This is a genomic window from Kordiimonas sp. (assembly GCF_048264555.1).
Lineage (GTDB): Bacteria > Pseudomonadota > Alphaproteobacteria > Sphingomonadales > Kordiimonadaceae > Kordiimonas.
The window spans coordinates 189,112-204,824 of sequence record NZ_JBLXCX010000001.1; the positions used below are offsets into that span (position 1 = coordinate 189,112).

Annotated in this window: 16 protein-coding genes; 9 read left to right on the forward strand and 7 right to left on the reverse strand. The window is 56.8% G+C overall.

Annotated features, from left to right (window positions below; translation table 11 throughout):
- Positions 1–83: 83 nt before the first annotated feature.
- Positions 84–842 (reverse strand): MipA/OmpV family protein, encoded by a 759-nt coding sequence (locus ACN0XZ_RS00835; RefSeq protein ID WP_417455806.1) that lies wholly within the window; start codon positions 840–842, stop codon positions 84–86.
- A gap of 452 nt (positions 843–1,294) precedes the next feature.
- Here ACN0XZ_RS00835 and ACN0XZ_RS00840 point away from each other — a divergent pair, with 452 nt between their 5' ends.
- The gene (locus tag ACN0XZ_RS00840; RefSeq protein WP_417455807.1) at positions 1,295–2,140 is read left to right on the forward strand and encodes a LytTR family DNA-binding domain-containing protein; all 846 of its coding nucleotides are present in this window, start codon (positions 1,295–1,297) and stop codon (positions 2,138–2,140) included.
- Positions 2,141–2,209: 69 nt separating this feature from the next.
- Positions 2,210–2,827: a hypothetical protein gene (locus tag ACN0XZ_RS00845; protein ID WP_417455808.1), complete on the forward strand. Its 618-nt coding sequence runs from the start codon at positions 2,210–2,212 to the stop codon at positions 2,825–2,827.
- Positions 2,828–2,882: 55 nt separating this feature from the next.
- Here ACN0XZ_RS00845 and ACN0XZ_RS00850 read toward each other — a convergent pair whose 3' ends face one another.
- Both ACN0XZ_RS00850 and ACN0XZ_RS00855 read right to left on the reverse strand, forming a co-directional pair.
- On the reverse strand, positions 2,883–5,501 hold the full coding sequence (locus tag ACN0XZ_RS00850; protein ID WP_417455809.1) for a M14 family zinc carboxypeptidase: 2,619 nt from the start codon (positions 5,499–5,501) through the stop codon (positions 2,883–2,885).
- Positions 5,502–5,510: 9 nt separating this feature from the next.
- Positions 5,511–6,743 carry a threonine synthase gene (locus tag ACN0XZ_RS00855; RefSeq protein WP_417455810.1) on the reverse strand — a complete coding sequence of 411 codons (1,233 nt, stop codon included), beginning with the start codon at positions 6,741–6,743 and terminating at the stop codon, positions 5,511–5,513.
- Positions 6,744–6,838: 95 nt separating this feature from the next.
- On the opposite strand from ACN0XZ_RS00855, the gene ACN0XZ_RS00860 reads away from it, so the two are divergent.
- The 5 genes from ACN0XZ_RS00860 (at position 6,839) to ACN0XZ_RS00880 (ending at position 11,046) form a co-directional block, all read left to right on the forward strand.
- Positions 6,839–7,132 carry an HNH endonuclease gene (locus ACN0XZ_RS00860; protein ID WP_417455811.1) on the forward strand — a complete coding sequence of 98 codons (294 nt, stop codon included), beginning with the start codon at positions 6,839–6,841 and terminating at the stop codon, positions 7,130–7,132.
- 29 nt (positions 7,133–7,161) lie between these two features.
- Positions 7,162–8,121, forward strand: coding sequence for an alpha/beta fold hydrolase (locus ACN0XZ_RS00865; protein WP_417455812.1), 960 nt, complete (start codon positions 7,162–7,164; stop codon positions 8,119–8,121).
- A 45-nt stretch (positions 8,122–8,166) separates the two neighbouring features.
- A complete protein-coding gene (locus ACN0XZ_RS00870) occupies positions 8,167–8,871 on the forward strand; it encodes a hypothetical protein (protein WP_417455813.1) in 705 nt (234 codons plus the stop codon).
- 72 nt (positions 8,872–8,943) lie between these two features.
- Positions 8,944–10,179, forward strand: coding sequence for an MFS transporter (locus ACN0XZ_RS00875; RefSeq protein WP_417455814.1), 1,236 nt, complete (start codon positions 8,944–8,946; stop codon positions 10,177–10,179).
- Positions 10,180–10,191: 12 nt separating this feature from the next.
- Positions 10,192–11,046: a D-amino-acid transaminase gene (locus ACN0XZ_RS00880; RefSeq protein WP_417455815.1), complete on the forward strand. Its 855-nt coding sequence runs from the start codon at positions 10,192–10,194 to the stop codon at positions 11,044–11,046.
- 31 nt (positions 11,047–11,077) lie between these two features.
- On the opposite strand, the gene ACN0XZ_RS00885 is transcribed toward ACN0XZ_RS00880, so the two are convergent.
- From ACN0XZ_RS00885 to ACN0XZ_RS00900, 4 genes are all read right to left on the reverse strand, one after another.
- Positions 11,078–11,503 (reverse strand): hypothetical protein, encoded by a 426-nt coding sequence (locus ACN0XZ_RS00885; RefSeq protein WP_417455816.1) that lies wholly within the window; start codon positions 11,501–11,503, stop codon positions 11,078–11,080.
- 67 nt (positions 11,504–11,570) lie between these two features.
- On the reverse strand, positions 11,571–11,993 hold the full coding sequence (locus ACN0XZ_RS00890) for a hypothetical protein (RefSeq protein WP_417455817.1): 423 nt from the start codon (positions 11,991–11,993) through the stop codon (positions 11,571–11,573).
- A 26-nt stretch (positions 11,994–12,019) separates the two neighbouring features.
- Entirely contained in the window at positions 12,020–13,411 is a 1,392-nt protein-coding gene (locus ACN0XZ_RS00895; protein WP_417455818.1) for a mechanosensitive ion channel family protein, read from the reverse strand.
- Between the two features lie 45 nt (positions 13,412–13,456).
- The gene (locus ACN0XZ_RS00900) at positions 13,457–13,909 is read right to left on the reverse strand and encodes a nucleoside deaminase (RefSeq protein ID WP_417455819.1); all 453 of its coding nucleotides are present in this window, start codon (positions 13,907–13,909) and stop codon (positions 13,457–13,459) included.
- 109 nt (positions 13,910–14,018) lie between these two features.
- On the opposite strand from ACN0XZ_RS00900, the gene ACN0XZ_RS00905 reads away from it, so the two are divergent.
- Both ACN0XZ_RS00905 and rsmD read left to right on the forward strand, forming a co-directional pair.
- Complete coding sequence (locus ACN0XZ_RS00905) at positions 14,019–15,116, forward strand: pseudouridine synthase (RefSeq protein WP_417455820.1); 1,098 nt, start codon at positions 14,019–14,021, stop codon at positions 15,114–15,116.
- The gene (gene rsmD / locus ACN0XZ_RS00910; RefSeq protein ID WP_417455821.1) at positions 15,113–15,664 is read left to right on the forward strand and encodes a 16S rRNA (guanine(966)-N(2))-methyltransferase RsmD; all 552 of its coding nucleotides are present in this window, start codon (positions 15,113–15,115) and stop codon (positions 15,662–15,664) included. The genes ACN0XZ_RS00905 and rsmD overlap by 4 nt, the downstream gene beginning before the upstream one ends.
- Positions 15,665–15,713: the final 49 nt, after the last annotated feature.

Consider the following 15,713-nt stretch of genomic DNA (forward strand, 5'->3'; position numbering starts at 1 on the left):
ACGAGGGGATAGCCCCAGCCGGAGGGACCAGGGCTATCAGCGGGCAAATAAGGGGGATGCCCGCGGGGGTACGGAGGCGGGCGCTAGAAGCTATAGGCCACGCCAAACCCGATGGTCAGGTCATATTTTTTGGTGATGCCCGGGTTCGCCCTCACTTTTTTATCGAGGTAAGATGCATTCCCGAACGCGAGGACCGACCAACGATCGTCGATCGAGTACATCGCCATCAGTTCCGCTGAATAATTGATCACATCATCTGACAGGCTATAGAGCGGCAACAGGGGTTTATCTTTCTCAAGCATTTTGGCCCGCTGTTTTTCTGTCACGCCCCACATATGGTTCGCGAGCTTGCTGCTTTGCCATGTGGCCTTGACGCCCGGCGTGATTGTCAGCTTGTCTGAATGGAAGGTGTAACTATAGCCAACGCTAACTTCTTGCCCGTTATGGGTGTCGGTCACGTCTTGCAGTATCTCGGCGCTCAGGGAACCAAAACTACCGTGAAGGCCAAGGCGCGCACCTACATCCGCCGTTATTTTGTCCCGGCTTGACCCCGGCAGCATGCGAGCGGAAGCGATCAGGTCAAACGACAGATGAAGGTCGTCAGCGTTTTCTGGCTGCGACAGGAGGCGATAGCCAAGCTCCAGCCCCTCAAGGTAAAAGCGCTCACCCCTATAAGCCACATAAGGGAAGGCGTTGAAGCTCGACCCTTCCGCCTCAAAGGGGCTTTCATACAGAAGGCCAATGCCGCCCACTGTCCATTTTGGCGGGCCATCCTGCGCGGCAGCGCCAACCGTGATGCAAGAGGACACCACAAGTGCCGTTCCCAGTTTCCATGCTGTCATGACTTCTATGCTCCTTGTCCCTACAGGGCCAGGATGGCCCCAACGCGGGAGAACTTTTTATTGATACGGTTTAATTAAAAAATTGGTTCAGCCATCAGGAAAATGCAGCACGCGCGAGACCACCCAGCAACAGGGCCGAGGCAAAACCCGCCAGCGCCACAAGCGCCAGCACCACACAAAACAGATAATATCTTTCGCGCCGCATGATTTATGCCTCTCTCGCTATCCGCCATCTCCTGATCGGCGAACAACGGATGCAGCACGGCGCCCGCGTGATCAAACCTCTATGCGCGAGTGGCGCATTTTTCTTCGTGAAAACCACCGGATTTACGCCTTCGTACCGTTCGCGCTTCGTGAATGACGCCAAATCACGCTCGGGAAACTTGATTGAAGGAATACCGCCGCTAAGATGCATCTCGCATCGAGGATAACTTGTGTTTTCAGGAACGACTGTGACACTGACTGAGCTAGAAGAATTTTGGGGCAAACCCACGATCAGGAACGAGCTCCGCAAGACGCTCTATATGGGGGCGGCAGGCATTGTGCTCGGGTTGATCGGCCCGTTTGACAGCTATAACCTCCCGCAGGCCTTTGCCAGGCACCTCTATTGGCTAAGCCTGATCATGATCTCATCCTTGATGAGCGGGCCGCTCGCGCGCGGTATGTTTCCGCCCATGAACCGGGCTGGCTTTAGCCCGCTGCTCGGCTTCGCTCTATTCTCCGTCGCCATGTCTATCGGCATTTTCCCCTTCGTGATTTTTAACGAGATTTACCTCTCAAGCCCACAGGGCGTCACGTGGGACTATAGCCTTGAGTTTCTCGGCTATGTTGGCGGCTGGGACTATATCGAGTGGTTTGGTCAGGTCCTTGTGCTCACCACCGTGCTTATCGGTGCCATCAGCATGATTCACCGGGCTGTACAGAAACCCGCACCGGCCACGCCTTCAACACCGCTACCTGGGCCAGACGCCACGACAGAGGTCGCGGGACAGAAGTTTCTGAAGCGGCTTGCCTCCAATCTTGGGCATGAGCTTTTGTGCTTATCGATGGAAGACCACTATCTTCGTGCTTTCACCACCAAGGGGGACCAGTTGATCCTCATGCGTCTCAAGGACGCCGCCAGCGAGCTTGAGGGTTATCCCGGCCTACAGGTGCACCGGTCACACTGGGTGGCGCTCAGTGCTATCCGTGAGGTCAAGCGCGATGGCAGGCGTATTATCCTGCAACTGAAAAACGACCATGAAGTGCCCGTATCGCGCAGCTATGTCGATGAACTTAAGGAACAGGGCATCCTGTAAAATTGTATCATTAATGTTTGGTAAACACTTTTACCCCTAAAGTTCAGCGTCTTGACGTTGGGGGACGCTGTGAGAAAGTCATTCATTCAGATAGGGCTGGTTGCGTCGCTGCTTGCAGGCACGGCGGCGATAGAAGCTATCGTGCCCCTGCTGGCCGATAGCGGACAAACACCTGAATATGGCTATATCACCAACTCCCGCGATTATGGCACGCTGAAGGGCTGGCAGAAATGTGTTGCCAAAGGGGATGGCGATACTGACCTGACGCAGCGCGAGCGTTGCACCCAGCATCTGGCGAAGCTCTATGAAGGTCCACCGATTGATGTAGAGGTAACAGGCTTTATGCCGGGCGATGCCTGCACACAGCGCCATCATGGCCGCCTGACCCGCGCTGTTCAGGCTGTTGTTACCAACCGCTCAGCCAACGCGCATTTTTTCTCGCTTGAGGTGGACGCAGAAAATGACGCCGCAGAGACTGTGGGCGGTTCCGGCAGAATTGATATCCAGCTCGCGCCCGGCGCATCGAAAGAGATCTGCTTCACAGCATTTGCGTTTGAAAACACGGACAAGTTGCAGGACTTTTTACCGCTAGAGCATCTCTCGGAATTTGAAGTGCGGCACGCGTCAGGGATTGAAGAGACGCCTGAGAAGCAAGGCAAGCTGTTCACGCGCCTTTTCCAGCATTGAGACTGTAATCGCGCGTTAAGAAAGCCGGGCCACAGGCGTGACCCGGCAATAAGTTTTATTCTTCCAAGGCCTCAGCTTGCTCATCGGCTTCATCATCAGCAAAAGAGCGATCAAAAGCGCCTGAGAGGAACAGAGCGTTCAGGAACAAACGCTCTGAGCCCAGATAGGTGGCGCGGAAGTTCGGGTCATCCGCGAACAGGATCACAGCACCGTCACCCATACGCTCCGCCGTCATCATCGGCGTGCCCTTAAGCTCAGCCAGGCGGCGATCAGACGAATAACCGCTAATGAGCGGGCTATCGGTATAAACCGCAACCTGCGCATAAGGGTCTTTTGGCACCGGCAGCGCGAAGGTGGAGTTTTTGTTGGTGGCAACGCTGCGGCGCACCAGCCCAAAACCAAGCGGATGGGTGATATCGAGGTCGCTTTCAAACACAGCCCCGCCAATCACATCCTCGGCGTCCTTTTGCCCTTTTTGGGCGTAGGCGAGCCGCTCCGGCGTTTTATCGCCATCATCCTTCTTCTTGTCGCCCTTGGTGGCTGTCAGGTTTTCTGCGGCCCATTTAGCGCCCTGCCTGCTTGCCACAATGGTGCCACCTGCCTTGATCCAGCGTTTGACATCATCGACCATCTCCTTCGGCAGGCCAGACCTGCCGCCCACAAGGATGATGTGCGTGTAGCGATCAAGGTCAACACGGCTGAGCCTGTCTTCCCGCACGAGGGTAACCGGCATTTTCATCCGGTGATCAAGCACGTGCCATACCTCACCCGCGTCATAGGGAGAGACACGCCCCCCCGTTACCAGAAGCGGCCGTACCGGCTTGAGGTCGGCCACCGAGTTACGACCACCGAGGTCCGCGCCCACATTCAGCGTATGGCCGGATGTGGCTGCATGGATCTGGATACCATCTTCATCACTGATCTGGTTCATCAGCTCATGAATAGCAGCCCGAGGTACTGTTTGCAGGTCTTGCGCGACAATCACGGCGCCGCGCCCAAACTTCACCACACCACGGGTGGTTTGCACCTCAATAGGTTCCTTGGCGACACGTACCATAACCCCGGCGTCAAGCAGGCGCGCAGCAGCGCGAGGTGCGTAATAATCCGACCAGCGGAACACATAGGCATATGGTGCCTCATCCGGCGGGGTAATAACGACCTGAGCGCCATTTTGCGTACGATCACCCAGCTTACCGCGCAGCGAACTTGTTACGCTTGCGTAATCAAGCCCGTATGCTGCAGGTAACGTCCAGCCAGATACATCATAGAACACCTTGTCCGGGAACTCGGTAATCTTGCCAAACAGGGCCTTTGCCATGCGGTATTGCGGCTGGTCCATCGGTACAATATAGGCCCCTTCACCAAAGGTGCGCCCCTCAGCCTTGATATCGCCGCTAAGCTTATAGGAAGCCACATCGTGGCGGTCGAGGAACGTCAGGAACTTGTTCAGCCGCACCGGGTCCTCCGGCGCCTGGAACACGTAGCCTTTCACATCATCGTCTTTCACGAGGCCGGCAACATTCGCATAAAACTCACGCTGATAAGCATGCAGCTTGGTGCGCATCTCCGCCGCACCCTTGATGGTGGAAAGGCTGGTACGGAAGTGCTTGAGCACATTGTCCGCATAGGTTTTGATGCCTTGGTCACTCTCACGCGCGATACCCATCTGGGCGCCCGCTTCATAGAGAATGCCAAGCGAACCATTGATCTGCGGGTAGGTTGAGCCCTTGCCCACATAATAGTTATCGAACCCCTCTTCCGAGAAATAAAGCGTGCCTGCCTTATCAAGCGCCGCACGGTGATAGCCCGCAATCTCGACCAAGAGCTCACGGCCCTTCTTGGGGATCAGCGGGTGCTTGCGCGTTGGCACGCCGGGGTGGAAATAATAGGTGCTGTTGCCGCCCATCTCATGGAAGTCCCCTGAAACCTCAGGCTTCCATTCATGCCACTTGGCAAGCCACGCCTGGCTTTCAGGCTGGGTCTGCAGAAGCCACTGACGGTTCAGGTCAAACCAATAATGGTTCGTACGCCCGCCGGGCCACACCTGATTATGCACCTCGTGTGCGGGGTCAAGCGCGCGGATGTCTGAGCCATATTGCGTTACCCACGCGCCGCGCCGGGCGTGGCCGTCCGGGTTGAAAATGGCTGTCATCAGGATCACGCTGTTTTTAAGCGTGTCTTCAATCTCTGTCCCTTGGGCTGCCGCGAGGTGATAAAGCGCGGGGATGGCCGCGTCCATGCCGCTCGATTCCGCACCGTGCACACCATAGTTGAGCCATGTCACCACCGGCAGGTCATCTGACGCCTGATCGGCTGTCGCGGGGTTGGAGCGCTTGATGTGGTTTTCGCGGATCGCATCAATACGCGCGAGATTCTCAGGGCTTGAGATCGTGATAAACAAAATCGGGCGCCGCTCATGGCTATAGCCGATAGTTTCCACTGTCATACGCGGGCTTTGCTCCACCACTTCCCGCATGTAGGCCACCATCAGGTCATGGCGTACCGGCTGGTCACCGATACCGTGCCCGAAAACCTCTTCAGGTTTCACGATGCCCTGGTCATACTCAACACCCGGCACCAGGAAATAATCCAGCGGTTCGGCTTTTACCGGCGCGGCAAAGGCCATTGCCCCCATGCCAAGTGCGGCTGCCAGCTTCAACAGTCGTGCTCGCATTTCTGTCCCCTATTTTTTCAAATCGTTATAATTGATCGGCTCATGCCTGTTCAGGCTCGCCGCTATATCGGGCATGTCATACTTCAGCCCGTTGCCGCAGTTAAACAGCACCACCCGGTCGGTCGCTCCCACACGGCCGTCCTTAAGCGCCTGCTTGTATGCAGCATAGGTCGCGGCGCCCTCTGGGCAAACCAGCACACCCTCTGCGGCGCCGATTTCCAGTCGTGCCGCTTCAATCTTGTCATCATCAACCGCAATGGCGAAACCGCCACTTTCCCGCACCGCATCAAGGATCAGGAAATCACCCACCGCAACGGGCACACGTATGCCGCTCGCGCACGTATGGGCGTCCTGCCACAGCTCAGCGTGGCGCTCACCGTCCTCATAGGCTTTCACAATAGGCGCGCATCCGGTGGCTTGCACCGCCACCATGCGCGGGCGTCTTGAGCCTATCCAGCCCAGCGCCTCCATCTCGGCAAAAGCCTTCCACATGCCAATAAGGCCGGTGCCGCCGCCGGTTGGGTAAAAAATAACATCAGGCACGTCCCACCCAAGCTGGGCCGCAAGCTCCAGCCCCATGGTTTTTTTGCCTTCAATCCGGTAGGGCTCCTTGAGGGTTGAAAGGTCAAACCAGCCCATGGCTTCCTTGCCTTCACCTACGATCTTGCCGCAGTCGTTAATCAGGCCATTCACCCGCCAGACCTTGCCGCCCTGAAGCGCGATTTCCTGCACATTCACATCCGGCGTGTCATCCGGGCAGAAGATGTAACTCTCCATCCCTGCGCGCGTGGCATAGGCCGCCATGGCAGACCCCGCGTTGCCGTTTGTGGGCATGGCCAGGCTCTTGAGCCCCAGCTCTTTCGCCATAGAGACCGCCAGCGCAAGGCCCCGTGCCTTGAAACTGCCGGTGGGCAGGCGGCCTTCATCCTTGATGATAATCTCGCCGCTGACGCCCAGATCGCGGGCGAGTGTCGGGCAAGTGATCAGCGGCGTGTCATCTTCCCCAAGCGCAATCACATTCTCGCTTTTCTGAACCGGCAGCAGCTCACGCCATTTCCAGAAACCACCGGGCCGCGCCCATATCTCATTGCGGTCCAGCTTGCTGCGCATGGCTTCAAGGTCATACCGCACCAAAAGCGGCCGCCCGGCGCGGGAAAGCCCGTGCAAGGTTGCAGGCTTATAATCGCTCTCCCCCGTCAAACCACACTCAAGATGGCTGACATAATTAGAATATTCTGGCATTTCACCCCCGTGACATTAGGCCCCACAGCCTAGGCGTTGTTCTTTTGATAGACAAGAGCTTGACGAAGCCCGATTCCATATAAATTTTGAATGCTATGGAAAAGAAAATCACATGTGTGTTATGTGGTCGCGAAATCGGGAAAGCTGTTGAGATGCATCACCTTATCCCGAAGTCGGAGGGTGGCCGTGTGACAGTTCCGTTACATCCTATTTGCCACAGGAAGGTTCACGCCCTATTTAACGAGAAAGAGCTGGCAAAACACTATGCCACTATTGAGGCTCTTCGGTCGGTGGAAGAGATCAGACGCTTTGTCGCATGGCTTCGGGGGAAGCCACCTGATTTTTACCGCAGGACCGAACCTAAAGGGGGACGCGGACGAAAACGGTAATGTCGTCCGTTTAACAACGTGGGTATTTTATGATCAGCAGGCCACCCATCACCTATGAAAAATGGGGAAAGTGCGGAAAATATTTTGAGTGGCAGGACCACCACGTATTTTACCAGCGTGGCGGCAATGGTGAAGTGCTGCTTACAATTCACGGCTTTCCCACCTGTGGCTGGGACTGGTGCTGGATATCCCCGAGCCTTGTGAAAAACTTCCACACCATTGTGCCTGACCTTCTGGATTATGGCCGCACGCTCAATAGCCTCAGGAAACCCTGCTCGATCATGGATCAGGCCGATATGCTTGAAGCCCTGATGGCAGACCGTGGCATTGATGAGGTGCATATCCTTGCCCATGACGTGGGCGACACGGTGGCACAGGAGTTGATCGCCCGGCATAATGAAAGCTCGCTTTCCTTCCGCATCAGAAGTGCCCTGTTCCTGAACGGTGGCATGCTGCCGTCAGAGCATCGCCCCAGGAAGGTGCAAAAGCTGCTGGCCGGGCCGTTCGGGCCGCTTATCTCCCACCTCTCGGGCAAATCAAAAATGTTGCGCGGCTTTACGGAGGTGTTTGGGCCAAACACCAAACCCACCGGCATTTCGCTTGATGAATTTTGGCCCGCCATGGTGGGTGTGAATGGCCGCAGCGCGCTGGCCCGCCGTATCCGCTATATGGCGGAACGGGTTGAGCATGCAGACCGCTGGGTGGGCGCGCTCAAGGAAGCCAAAATCCCGATGATGTTGATCAACGGTGTCGAGGACCCCGTCTCGGGCGCACACGCGGCTGACGCGTTTGAGAAAACCCTGCCGCATGTGAAAGTGGTGCGCCTGCCCGGCATTGGTCATTTCCCGCAGATCGAAGCGCCAGAGACCATTGCAGAGCTGGTGGACCAGTTCCATGAATGCATTGTGCGCAATGGCTACCTGAAACCAACCGAACTGAAGGAAGCCCCCGGCGCACAGATGCTGGGCCACCGCACGCTTCTGGCTTGATCTCCCCGCCTCTCATGGTGTTAAGTAGCCATAAGGGGAGATGTTATGAAATCACATAATTCATATTTACACGCCGGTGCAGTCCTGTCGGTTTTCTCGGCGCTGACGACCGCCACGCTGATGTATGGGCCAAACGCACCTGCTGCGGACGGGTTTGACGCAGTACAAGGCCTTCATCAAAACGGTCTTTATCTCTATAAAAAATGGATTCTGTTCCTGCATCCCCAGTTTGCTTTTCTGGCGGCATTGGCGGCAGGTTTTGCCCTCTTTCGGGACCGCGCCTTCCTTGTTGTTGCGGCCCTCTTTTATCTCGGCATGTGGGCGTTCACGGAAGTGAGCCAGCAGGCCTATATTATCGATGCACTTAACCAGATGTGGCGGCCCGCCTACCTGGCAGCAGATGCTGAAAACCGCGAGCTGTGGCGCACGCTGATAACCGGTATGAACGGCATTTCAGACAGCCAGTATTTCGTGGTGATTTTTGCCTTTGGCGTTGGCACTGTCCTACTGGGATTTGCTTTCACCGGGCGCGACATGTTGGCCATGTTCCTGCGGTACGGCATGATGGCAATCGGCATCATGAGCCTTGTGGCTTTTCTGTCCTACTATGCGGGGCTCTCGGGCGCTGGCAGCACAGTGGGGGTATGGTACGGCTATATATACGGGCCACTGCAAATCGCTATCCGGCTCGCGCTGGCCCTATGGTTATGGCGTGCGGCTTCAGCTGCAGCCCATAACCAAAAGGCATGAGCAGGGAAAACCTTTTGGCTTGACCCCTTAAGCGTTTTGGGAAACGGTGGGCCCAAAATAAAGGCCCCCCCGATGCACGAGCAGCTACAACACCCCACCACCCCTGATGAAAGCCCGAAACCGCGCGCGGTTGCGGCTTTCCTGACCATTGTGGCGGGTACCGTGCTGGGGCTTTCAGGCATTGACCTTGTGCTGCCCGCAGTGCCCCACCTGCCCACCATTTTTGCCACCAATGTTGAGAATGCACAGCTTGTGCTGGCAAGTTATGTGGCGGGCATGAGTGTTGGCCTTTTGATGTTTGGTACCCTGTCGGCGCATTTTGGCAGGCGACGCCTGTTTATCGCCTCGCTTGCTATCTTTGGCGCGCTGTCGCTGATGGCAACACAAACCAGCAACATTCACGTTTTGAATGTCATACGTTTCTTCCAGGGCGCTGCGGCAAGCGGCGGTGCCGTGCTGGCGCCGGGCCTTATCCGTGCCCTGTTTTCCGAGATTGGCGCCATTCGCGCCGTAAGCGCCATGGGCAGTATCGAATCGCTCGTGCCCGGCCTTGCCCCCATCGCGGGTGCATGGCTGTTCAAGGAATACGGGTGGGAAGCTTCTTTCTCCATCACCGGCACGCTTGTGCTGGCGATCTGCCTGATTGTGTTCCTCGTCCCCTCCCTTCTCCCGCATATCGGGCAAAAGAAGGGGGACACAGCCTCAAGCTATATGCGGGTGATGCGGAACAAAACCTTCCTGCGCTATGCGGTAAGCCACGCGCTCATTCTTGGCGGGCTTTTGGTGTTTGTCTTCTCTGTGCCGACCATCGTGATCAAAACCATGGACGGTGTGATTGAAGATTTCATCCTGATGCAGTTTGTGGGGGTGTGCCTGTTCATCATATCTGCGAACGCAAACGGCAGCCTTGTGAAACGTTTTGGCAATGAGGCGGTGATCTCGGCGGGCACCAATATCTCGCTTCTGGGCACGCTTGTGCTGTTCGGCTATGCGCTTTTTGGGGCCAACGACCCTCACCATCTGGCCTATATGTTCTGGATTTTAAACCTTGGCCACGGCATCAGAAGTGGGCCGGGGTTTGTGCGCGCGCTTGCCGCAACGCACGGCGATGACGACCGTGCCTCTGCCCTGATTATCTTGTGGACAATGCTGCTGGCCGCGGCGGGCACGGCGATTGTCGCTCCCTTCATTGAAATGGGGCTTGCGGCTGCGACGCTTGCCCTTGTACTCATCGTTTTGCCTGCTCCCATTTTGATGCGTACCATCGCACCCATGGAAGACAGCGGGCAGGACACCAACCCCCGATAAGTGAGATCAGCCATGTCGCGCGTTGCTTATGTTAATGGTGCTTATGTTCCCCACGATGAAGCTGTGGTTTCCATCGATGATCGCGGGTATCAGTTCGCGGATGCAGTTTATGAAGGTGTGACTGTGCGCAAAGGGCAGATGGTAGACCTTGAGCCGCATCTTGACCGGCTCGCGCGCTCCATGCGGGAACTGGCGATGGCGGCGCCGATGGACCGCGCACCCATGCGCTTTGTGTTCCGGGAAGTGATCCGCCGCAACCGTATCAGCGACGGCTTCCTTTATATCCAGATCAGCCGCGGGGTCGCCCGGCGTGACCATGCCTTCCCGACCACACCAATAGTGCCCAGCCTGATTGTTACCTGCAAACGCCTGAGCATTGACGGGGTGATCGCACGTGCCGCCAAAGGGGTGAAGGCTTTTTCTGAAAGTGACATCCGCTGGGGCCGGTGCGATATCAAATCCACCTCGCTGCTCCCTAACATTCTGGCGAAGCAAGCGGCCAAGGAAAAAGGCGGTTTTGAAGCTGTGCTTGTAGACAGCGACGGTTATGTAACCGAAGGCAGCAGCACCAACATGTGGATGGTGCGCACGGACGGCACACTCGTCACCCGCTCCACAGACGATAATATCCTGCCCGGCATTACACGTGCGACGCTCAAAAAGCTGGCAGAAGAAATGCAGATCAAGGTGGAAACCAAGGCCTTCACGCTTGAAGAAGCCAAGGCGGGTGCCGAGATGTTCCTCTCAAGCTCAACCGGCTGCGCGACACCGATCGTTGAGCTTGACGGCCATAAAATTGGTGACGGAACACCAGGCCCCGTCACCAAACGCTTGGTTGAGGCTTATCGGGCCTATATGGAGGCCTGATAAGCCGCTGTGTGCTCAATGGTTAGGCGTGCTAGCCCTCGGCTTTCGCGCTTGAACCCCAGCCCTTGCCAGCCATAAAGGCAAGAACAACAGCAACAATCGCATTGTTCACCAGATGCATGCCCATGATTGGCATACGGGTGTCTTGCGGGAAGTCTTTCAGCATGGTGTACCAAACGCTATCGGTCGCCACGAGATACAGCCCAACCATCAGGCCAAACACCACGGCAGCTTTCATGTCGCCCGAGCCAACCGCTTTATCGAACAGCCAGACAACCACCACCGTTTGCACCAGATGGTAAGCCATCACGGCCATGCCCGTTTCTTCCATCGGCTTCATCGCAGCCTCAGCAGCCGTGAAAGCGTCTGCCGCAATAAACATCGGCCCAACGGTGTAAAGCACGCCATATACAATGTAAGCCACAACGATATTCAGGATAAATTTACCAACGTTCATAGGTCCCTCCCCTTAGTTGTTGGTTGTGCCCCTTGAGGGTCTATCCTCGCAAGTTAGCAGTTTCTTGTTATGCGTCTGCAGGTGCCGCCTCCCCGGACGGCACGTAAAGTTTCGCCAACACCACGCCGACAATCATGCCGACAGCGAGGTGAATAACGATCGAATAAGGAAGCGGGCTCAGTGACATCTTGAGCCCCATATACATGGTGAAGTCTGTCGCGGCGAGATAGCCGCCCATCAGCAAGCCAAACTTCGCGCCGGTTTTGATACAGTTGGATGCAACGGCCATGTTGAAAAGCGCAACGACGATGATCGTCTGCACCAGATGCCCGAGCATGCCGTACAGCGCCATGCCCTCGGCCTCAGGCCGGAACATATGGGCATTGCTGAGATAGACGTCCAGAAACAGAAACGCCATCAGCCCCATATAGAAAACACTGTAGATTACAAACGCGACTACAACACTTAAAATAAACCGCCCGGTGCTCATTGGTCCCTCCCCCTAAAGCATGGCTGTTAGTCTTTGGTGTTTATTTCGTCCTTTTCACTGGCGCTTTTGCCCTCAAGCGCCACACTTTCCGCCACATTCGCCTCGTTTTGCGGCAATTTCGCCTCGTTTTCCGTCACACTTTCGACCACAGATGTGTGGCGTGGTGCATCCTCAGGTGGCTTTTCATGACGTAAATGTACCACACGTTGTGGGAAGGGGAACTCAATTCCTTCTTCATGGAATTTGTCCCATATCCTCAGCATCACGTCGCTTGCGATGTTTGAAACCCCATTTTGCGGGTCCTCGATCCACATACGAAGCTCAAGGTCCACGCCGTCCGCGCCAAATTCTCGCAACAGCGTGCGCGGCGCCGGGCTTGAAAGCACACGGCTTTCCTCGCTGGCGGCTTCGTTCATCAGGTCCATCGCGCGGCGGATATCACTGTCGTAACTGACCTGCACCGGGATGCGCCTGCGCACCAAACGGTGGCTATGGGACCAGTTCACCACCGACTGGGTGATCATATCCTCGTTGGGGATCAGATATTCCGTGCCGTCCCGCGTGATCACGCTGGTATAGCGTGCCGCCAGCCGGTTGATGGTGCCGTAGGTGCCTTGTGTTTCGATCACATCCCCCGGTTTGATGGACCGGTCCATCAGGAGAATAATGCCGGAGATAAAGTTCCCCACCACCTTCTGCAAACCAAAACCGATACCAACACCAAGCGCACCACCAAATACCGCAAGCGCGGTGAGGTCTATGCCCGTGGCGTTAAGCGCGGTGAGGAAGGCAATGGCAACCAGCAGGATCTTGCCGGACTTGGTCATCAGCACTCGTGCGCTTGGCGGCAGGGTGGAGAAATGTACGATCTGTTTTTCAAGAAGCGCTGAAAGCGCAAGCGCCCCCCAAAGCAAGACCGCAAAGGTTACGATGCCCTGGAAGATATCCAGCACGCTTACGGTGGCTTCCCCAAGCGGCAGTTTGGCGCTCTCCAGCACGATCAGGATCGGGTCCAGAAGCCCGACGATATTCAGTGCCGCTATCGTCCAGGCGATGCCCGCCACAAGGCGCGCCAGCTCCCGGTTCGCGATCAGGCTTACTGCAAGGCGGATCACGAGCCATGCGGTGAAAAGGCTGGTCGCGATTGAAAGGATATAGGTTTTGCCCACAAAGGGCTCAAGGATCAGCACCGCCGTCCACATCAGCATGATGGCCATGGCGGTCGAGAAGATGGAGTGCAGGAAACGCGCGCTGAACTTCTGCACAAGTGGCTTGTCACCAAAAGCCCGCAACACACCTTTGAGGATTTTGCCGCAGGCAAAGCGTGAGGCAAAATACGCAATGGCAACTATGGCCACTTCGGCAAGGTGAATGGGCTCAAAGAGATTGGCCTGCAACCAGACCCAGCTCTCATTCAAAAACGCTAAGAGTTTCGCCCTAAGTTCTTCTTCCATATCGGGAGTTTAGCGTCGTGCGCGGAAAAAGTCTCTAAGCAATTGTGAGGCCTCTGCTTCCAGTATGCCGCCATATATCTCCGGCTTATGGTGGGTGGTGGGTTGCGAGAAAATGCGCGCGCCCACGGTGATGCCGCCGCCTTTCACATCCTCTGCCCCGTAATACAGCCTGCGAATGCGGGCAAACGCTATAGCTTGCGCGCACATGGCGCACGGCTCAAGGGTGACGTAAAGGTCGCAGCCTTCAAGCCGCTCTGAGCCAAAAGCCTTGGCAGCCTTCCGGATAGCGATGAGCTCTGCGTGGCCTGTTGGGTCGTGCGGGCCAACAACATCATTACCCGCAGTGGCCAGAACCTTGCCGTCCGGCCCGATAACCACGGCACCAATGGGCACTTCACCACGCACAGCCGCCGCGCGGGCTTCATCAAGTGCTGTATGCATATGCGGAAAATGATCTATCATGGCGCAAAGCATCATCGCGCTGGACTAAAAGGTCAAGCGCGGGATGAAGATGTTGCGCGGACTGAGGCACAGCCCTATTGTGCGCGCAAACCAGATAGGCCGAAAAGATATGAGCAACGAAGACCAGAAAGGCGAACGCATCGCCAAAGCCCTCGCCCGCGCAGGTGTCGGCTCTCGCCGCGATGTGGAACGCATGATTGAGGAAGGCCGCATCTGGCTTGATGGCAAGAAGCTCGAAACCCCTGCGGTTCTCGTCAGCAGCCTGAAGGGCATCACGGTTGACGGGGAAGAGATTGGCATCGTGTCTGACACCAAGCTCTGGCGACTGCACAAAAGGCGCGGCACGCTCACAACCCACAAAGACCCGGAAGGCCGCCGCACGGTGTTTGACCAGCTCGCCAAACATATCGGGCGCGTGATCGCGGTTGGCCGGCTGGACATGAACACGGAAGGCTTGCTGCTGCTCACCAACGACGGTGAACTGGCGCGGTATCTTGAGCTGCCGTCCAACGAGCTTATCCGCCGGTACCGGGTGCGGGTGCATGGCCGGGTGGATGAGGACGCGCTCAAAGCCCTGTCGGACGGTGTCACGATTGACGGTATCCACTATGGGGCGATTGATGCCAAGTTAGAGCGTGTGCAAGGCACCAATGCGTGGCTTACGGTGGCGATCCGCGAAGGTAAAAACCGCGAAGTCCGCCGGGTGATGGAACATCTGGGCCTTGTGGTAAACAGGCTTATCCGCACCCACTATGGTCCGTTTTCGCTAGGCTCGCTCAATGACGGTGCGGTAGCCCAAGTGCCAGAGAAACAGCTCTATGAAGTGCTGGATGGTTTCTTCAAGGATTCGACACAAAGCATCGCGGCACCTGAAAAGAAACGTGACCCCAGCAAATGGGCAAAAGCCAAGCCCAAAACAAAAGTGAAGCTGGGTGCGAAGCGCAAGTTCCGCAAGCGTGACGAGGACGGAGACACAAAACCTGACACCCGCCGCAGCGCAAAAACGGGGGCAGTCAACAGCCGGGAAAGCACACGCCGGCACGCACAAAGCGAAAAAGCGCGGGACGGCAAACCCGCAAGCCGCCGCAGAAGCGCGACGACTGAGGGCGCAGGCGCCCGCAGCGGCACTCGTGCAGGTGCGAGACCGGGCGCGAAACCGGCAGGCAGACCCAGCACCCGCGCACCCAAGAGAGACCGCGATAGATGACCCGCATCATCTCCGGCCACTACCGGGGGCGGCGGCTGACAGTGCCTGAAGGCCGGGATATTCGCCCCACCACAGACCGCATGCGCGAACGCCTGTTTTCCATGCTGACCCATTCGCGCTATCCGGCCATGCAGGATGCCAAGGTGGCGGACCTGTTTGCAGGCACCGGCGCCCTGGGGTTAGAGGCTTTGTCACGCGGTGCAGCGCACGTCACCTTTGTTGAGAAAGCGCGCGCGTCGCTTGCGTGCATCAAAGGCAATATTGAGACCCTGAAAGCTCAGGACGCCTGCACCCTGATGCCATTGGATGCCAGTATACTACCGCCAGCAAAAGAGGCGTTCGATATCATCTTCATGGACCCGCCGTACCGCCAAGACCTCGTGTCCCCAACCCTGAGCACCGTCCTCGAGGGGCACTGGTTGGCGGCAGGCGGTGTGATCGTGTGCGAGATGGCGACAGACGACACCTCCGAGCTTCCCTCAAGCCTGCAAATTCTTGATGACCGCAGACAAGGCCAGCAACGGGTTATTTTTCTCACCCACGCATAATTTGCCGAAGGGCACCTGCGGTCAGCAGCGTATCAGCTTATGACTGAGC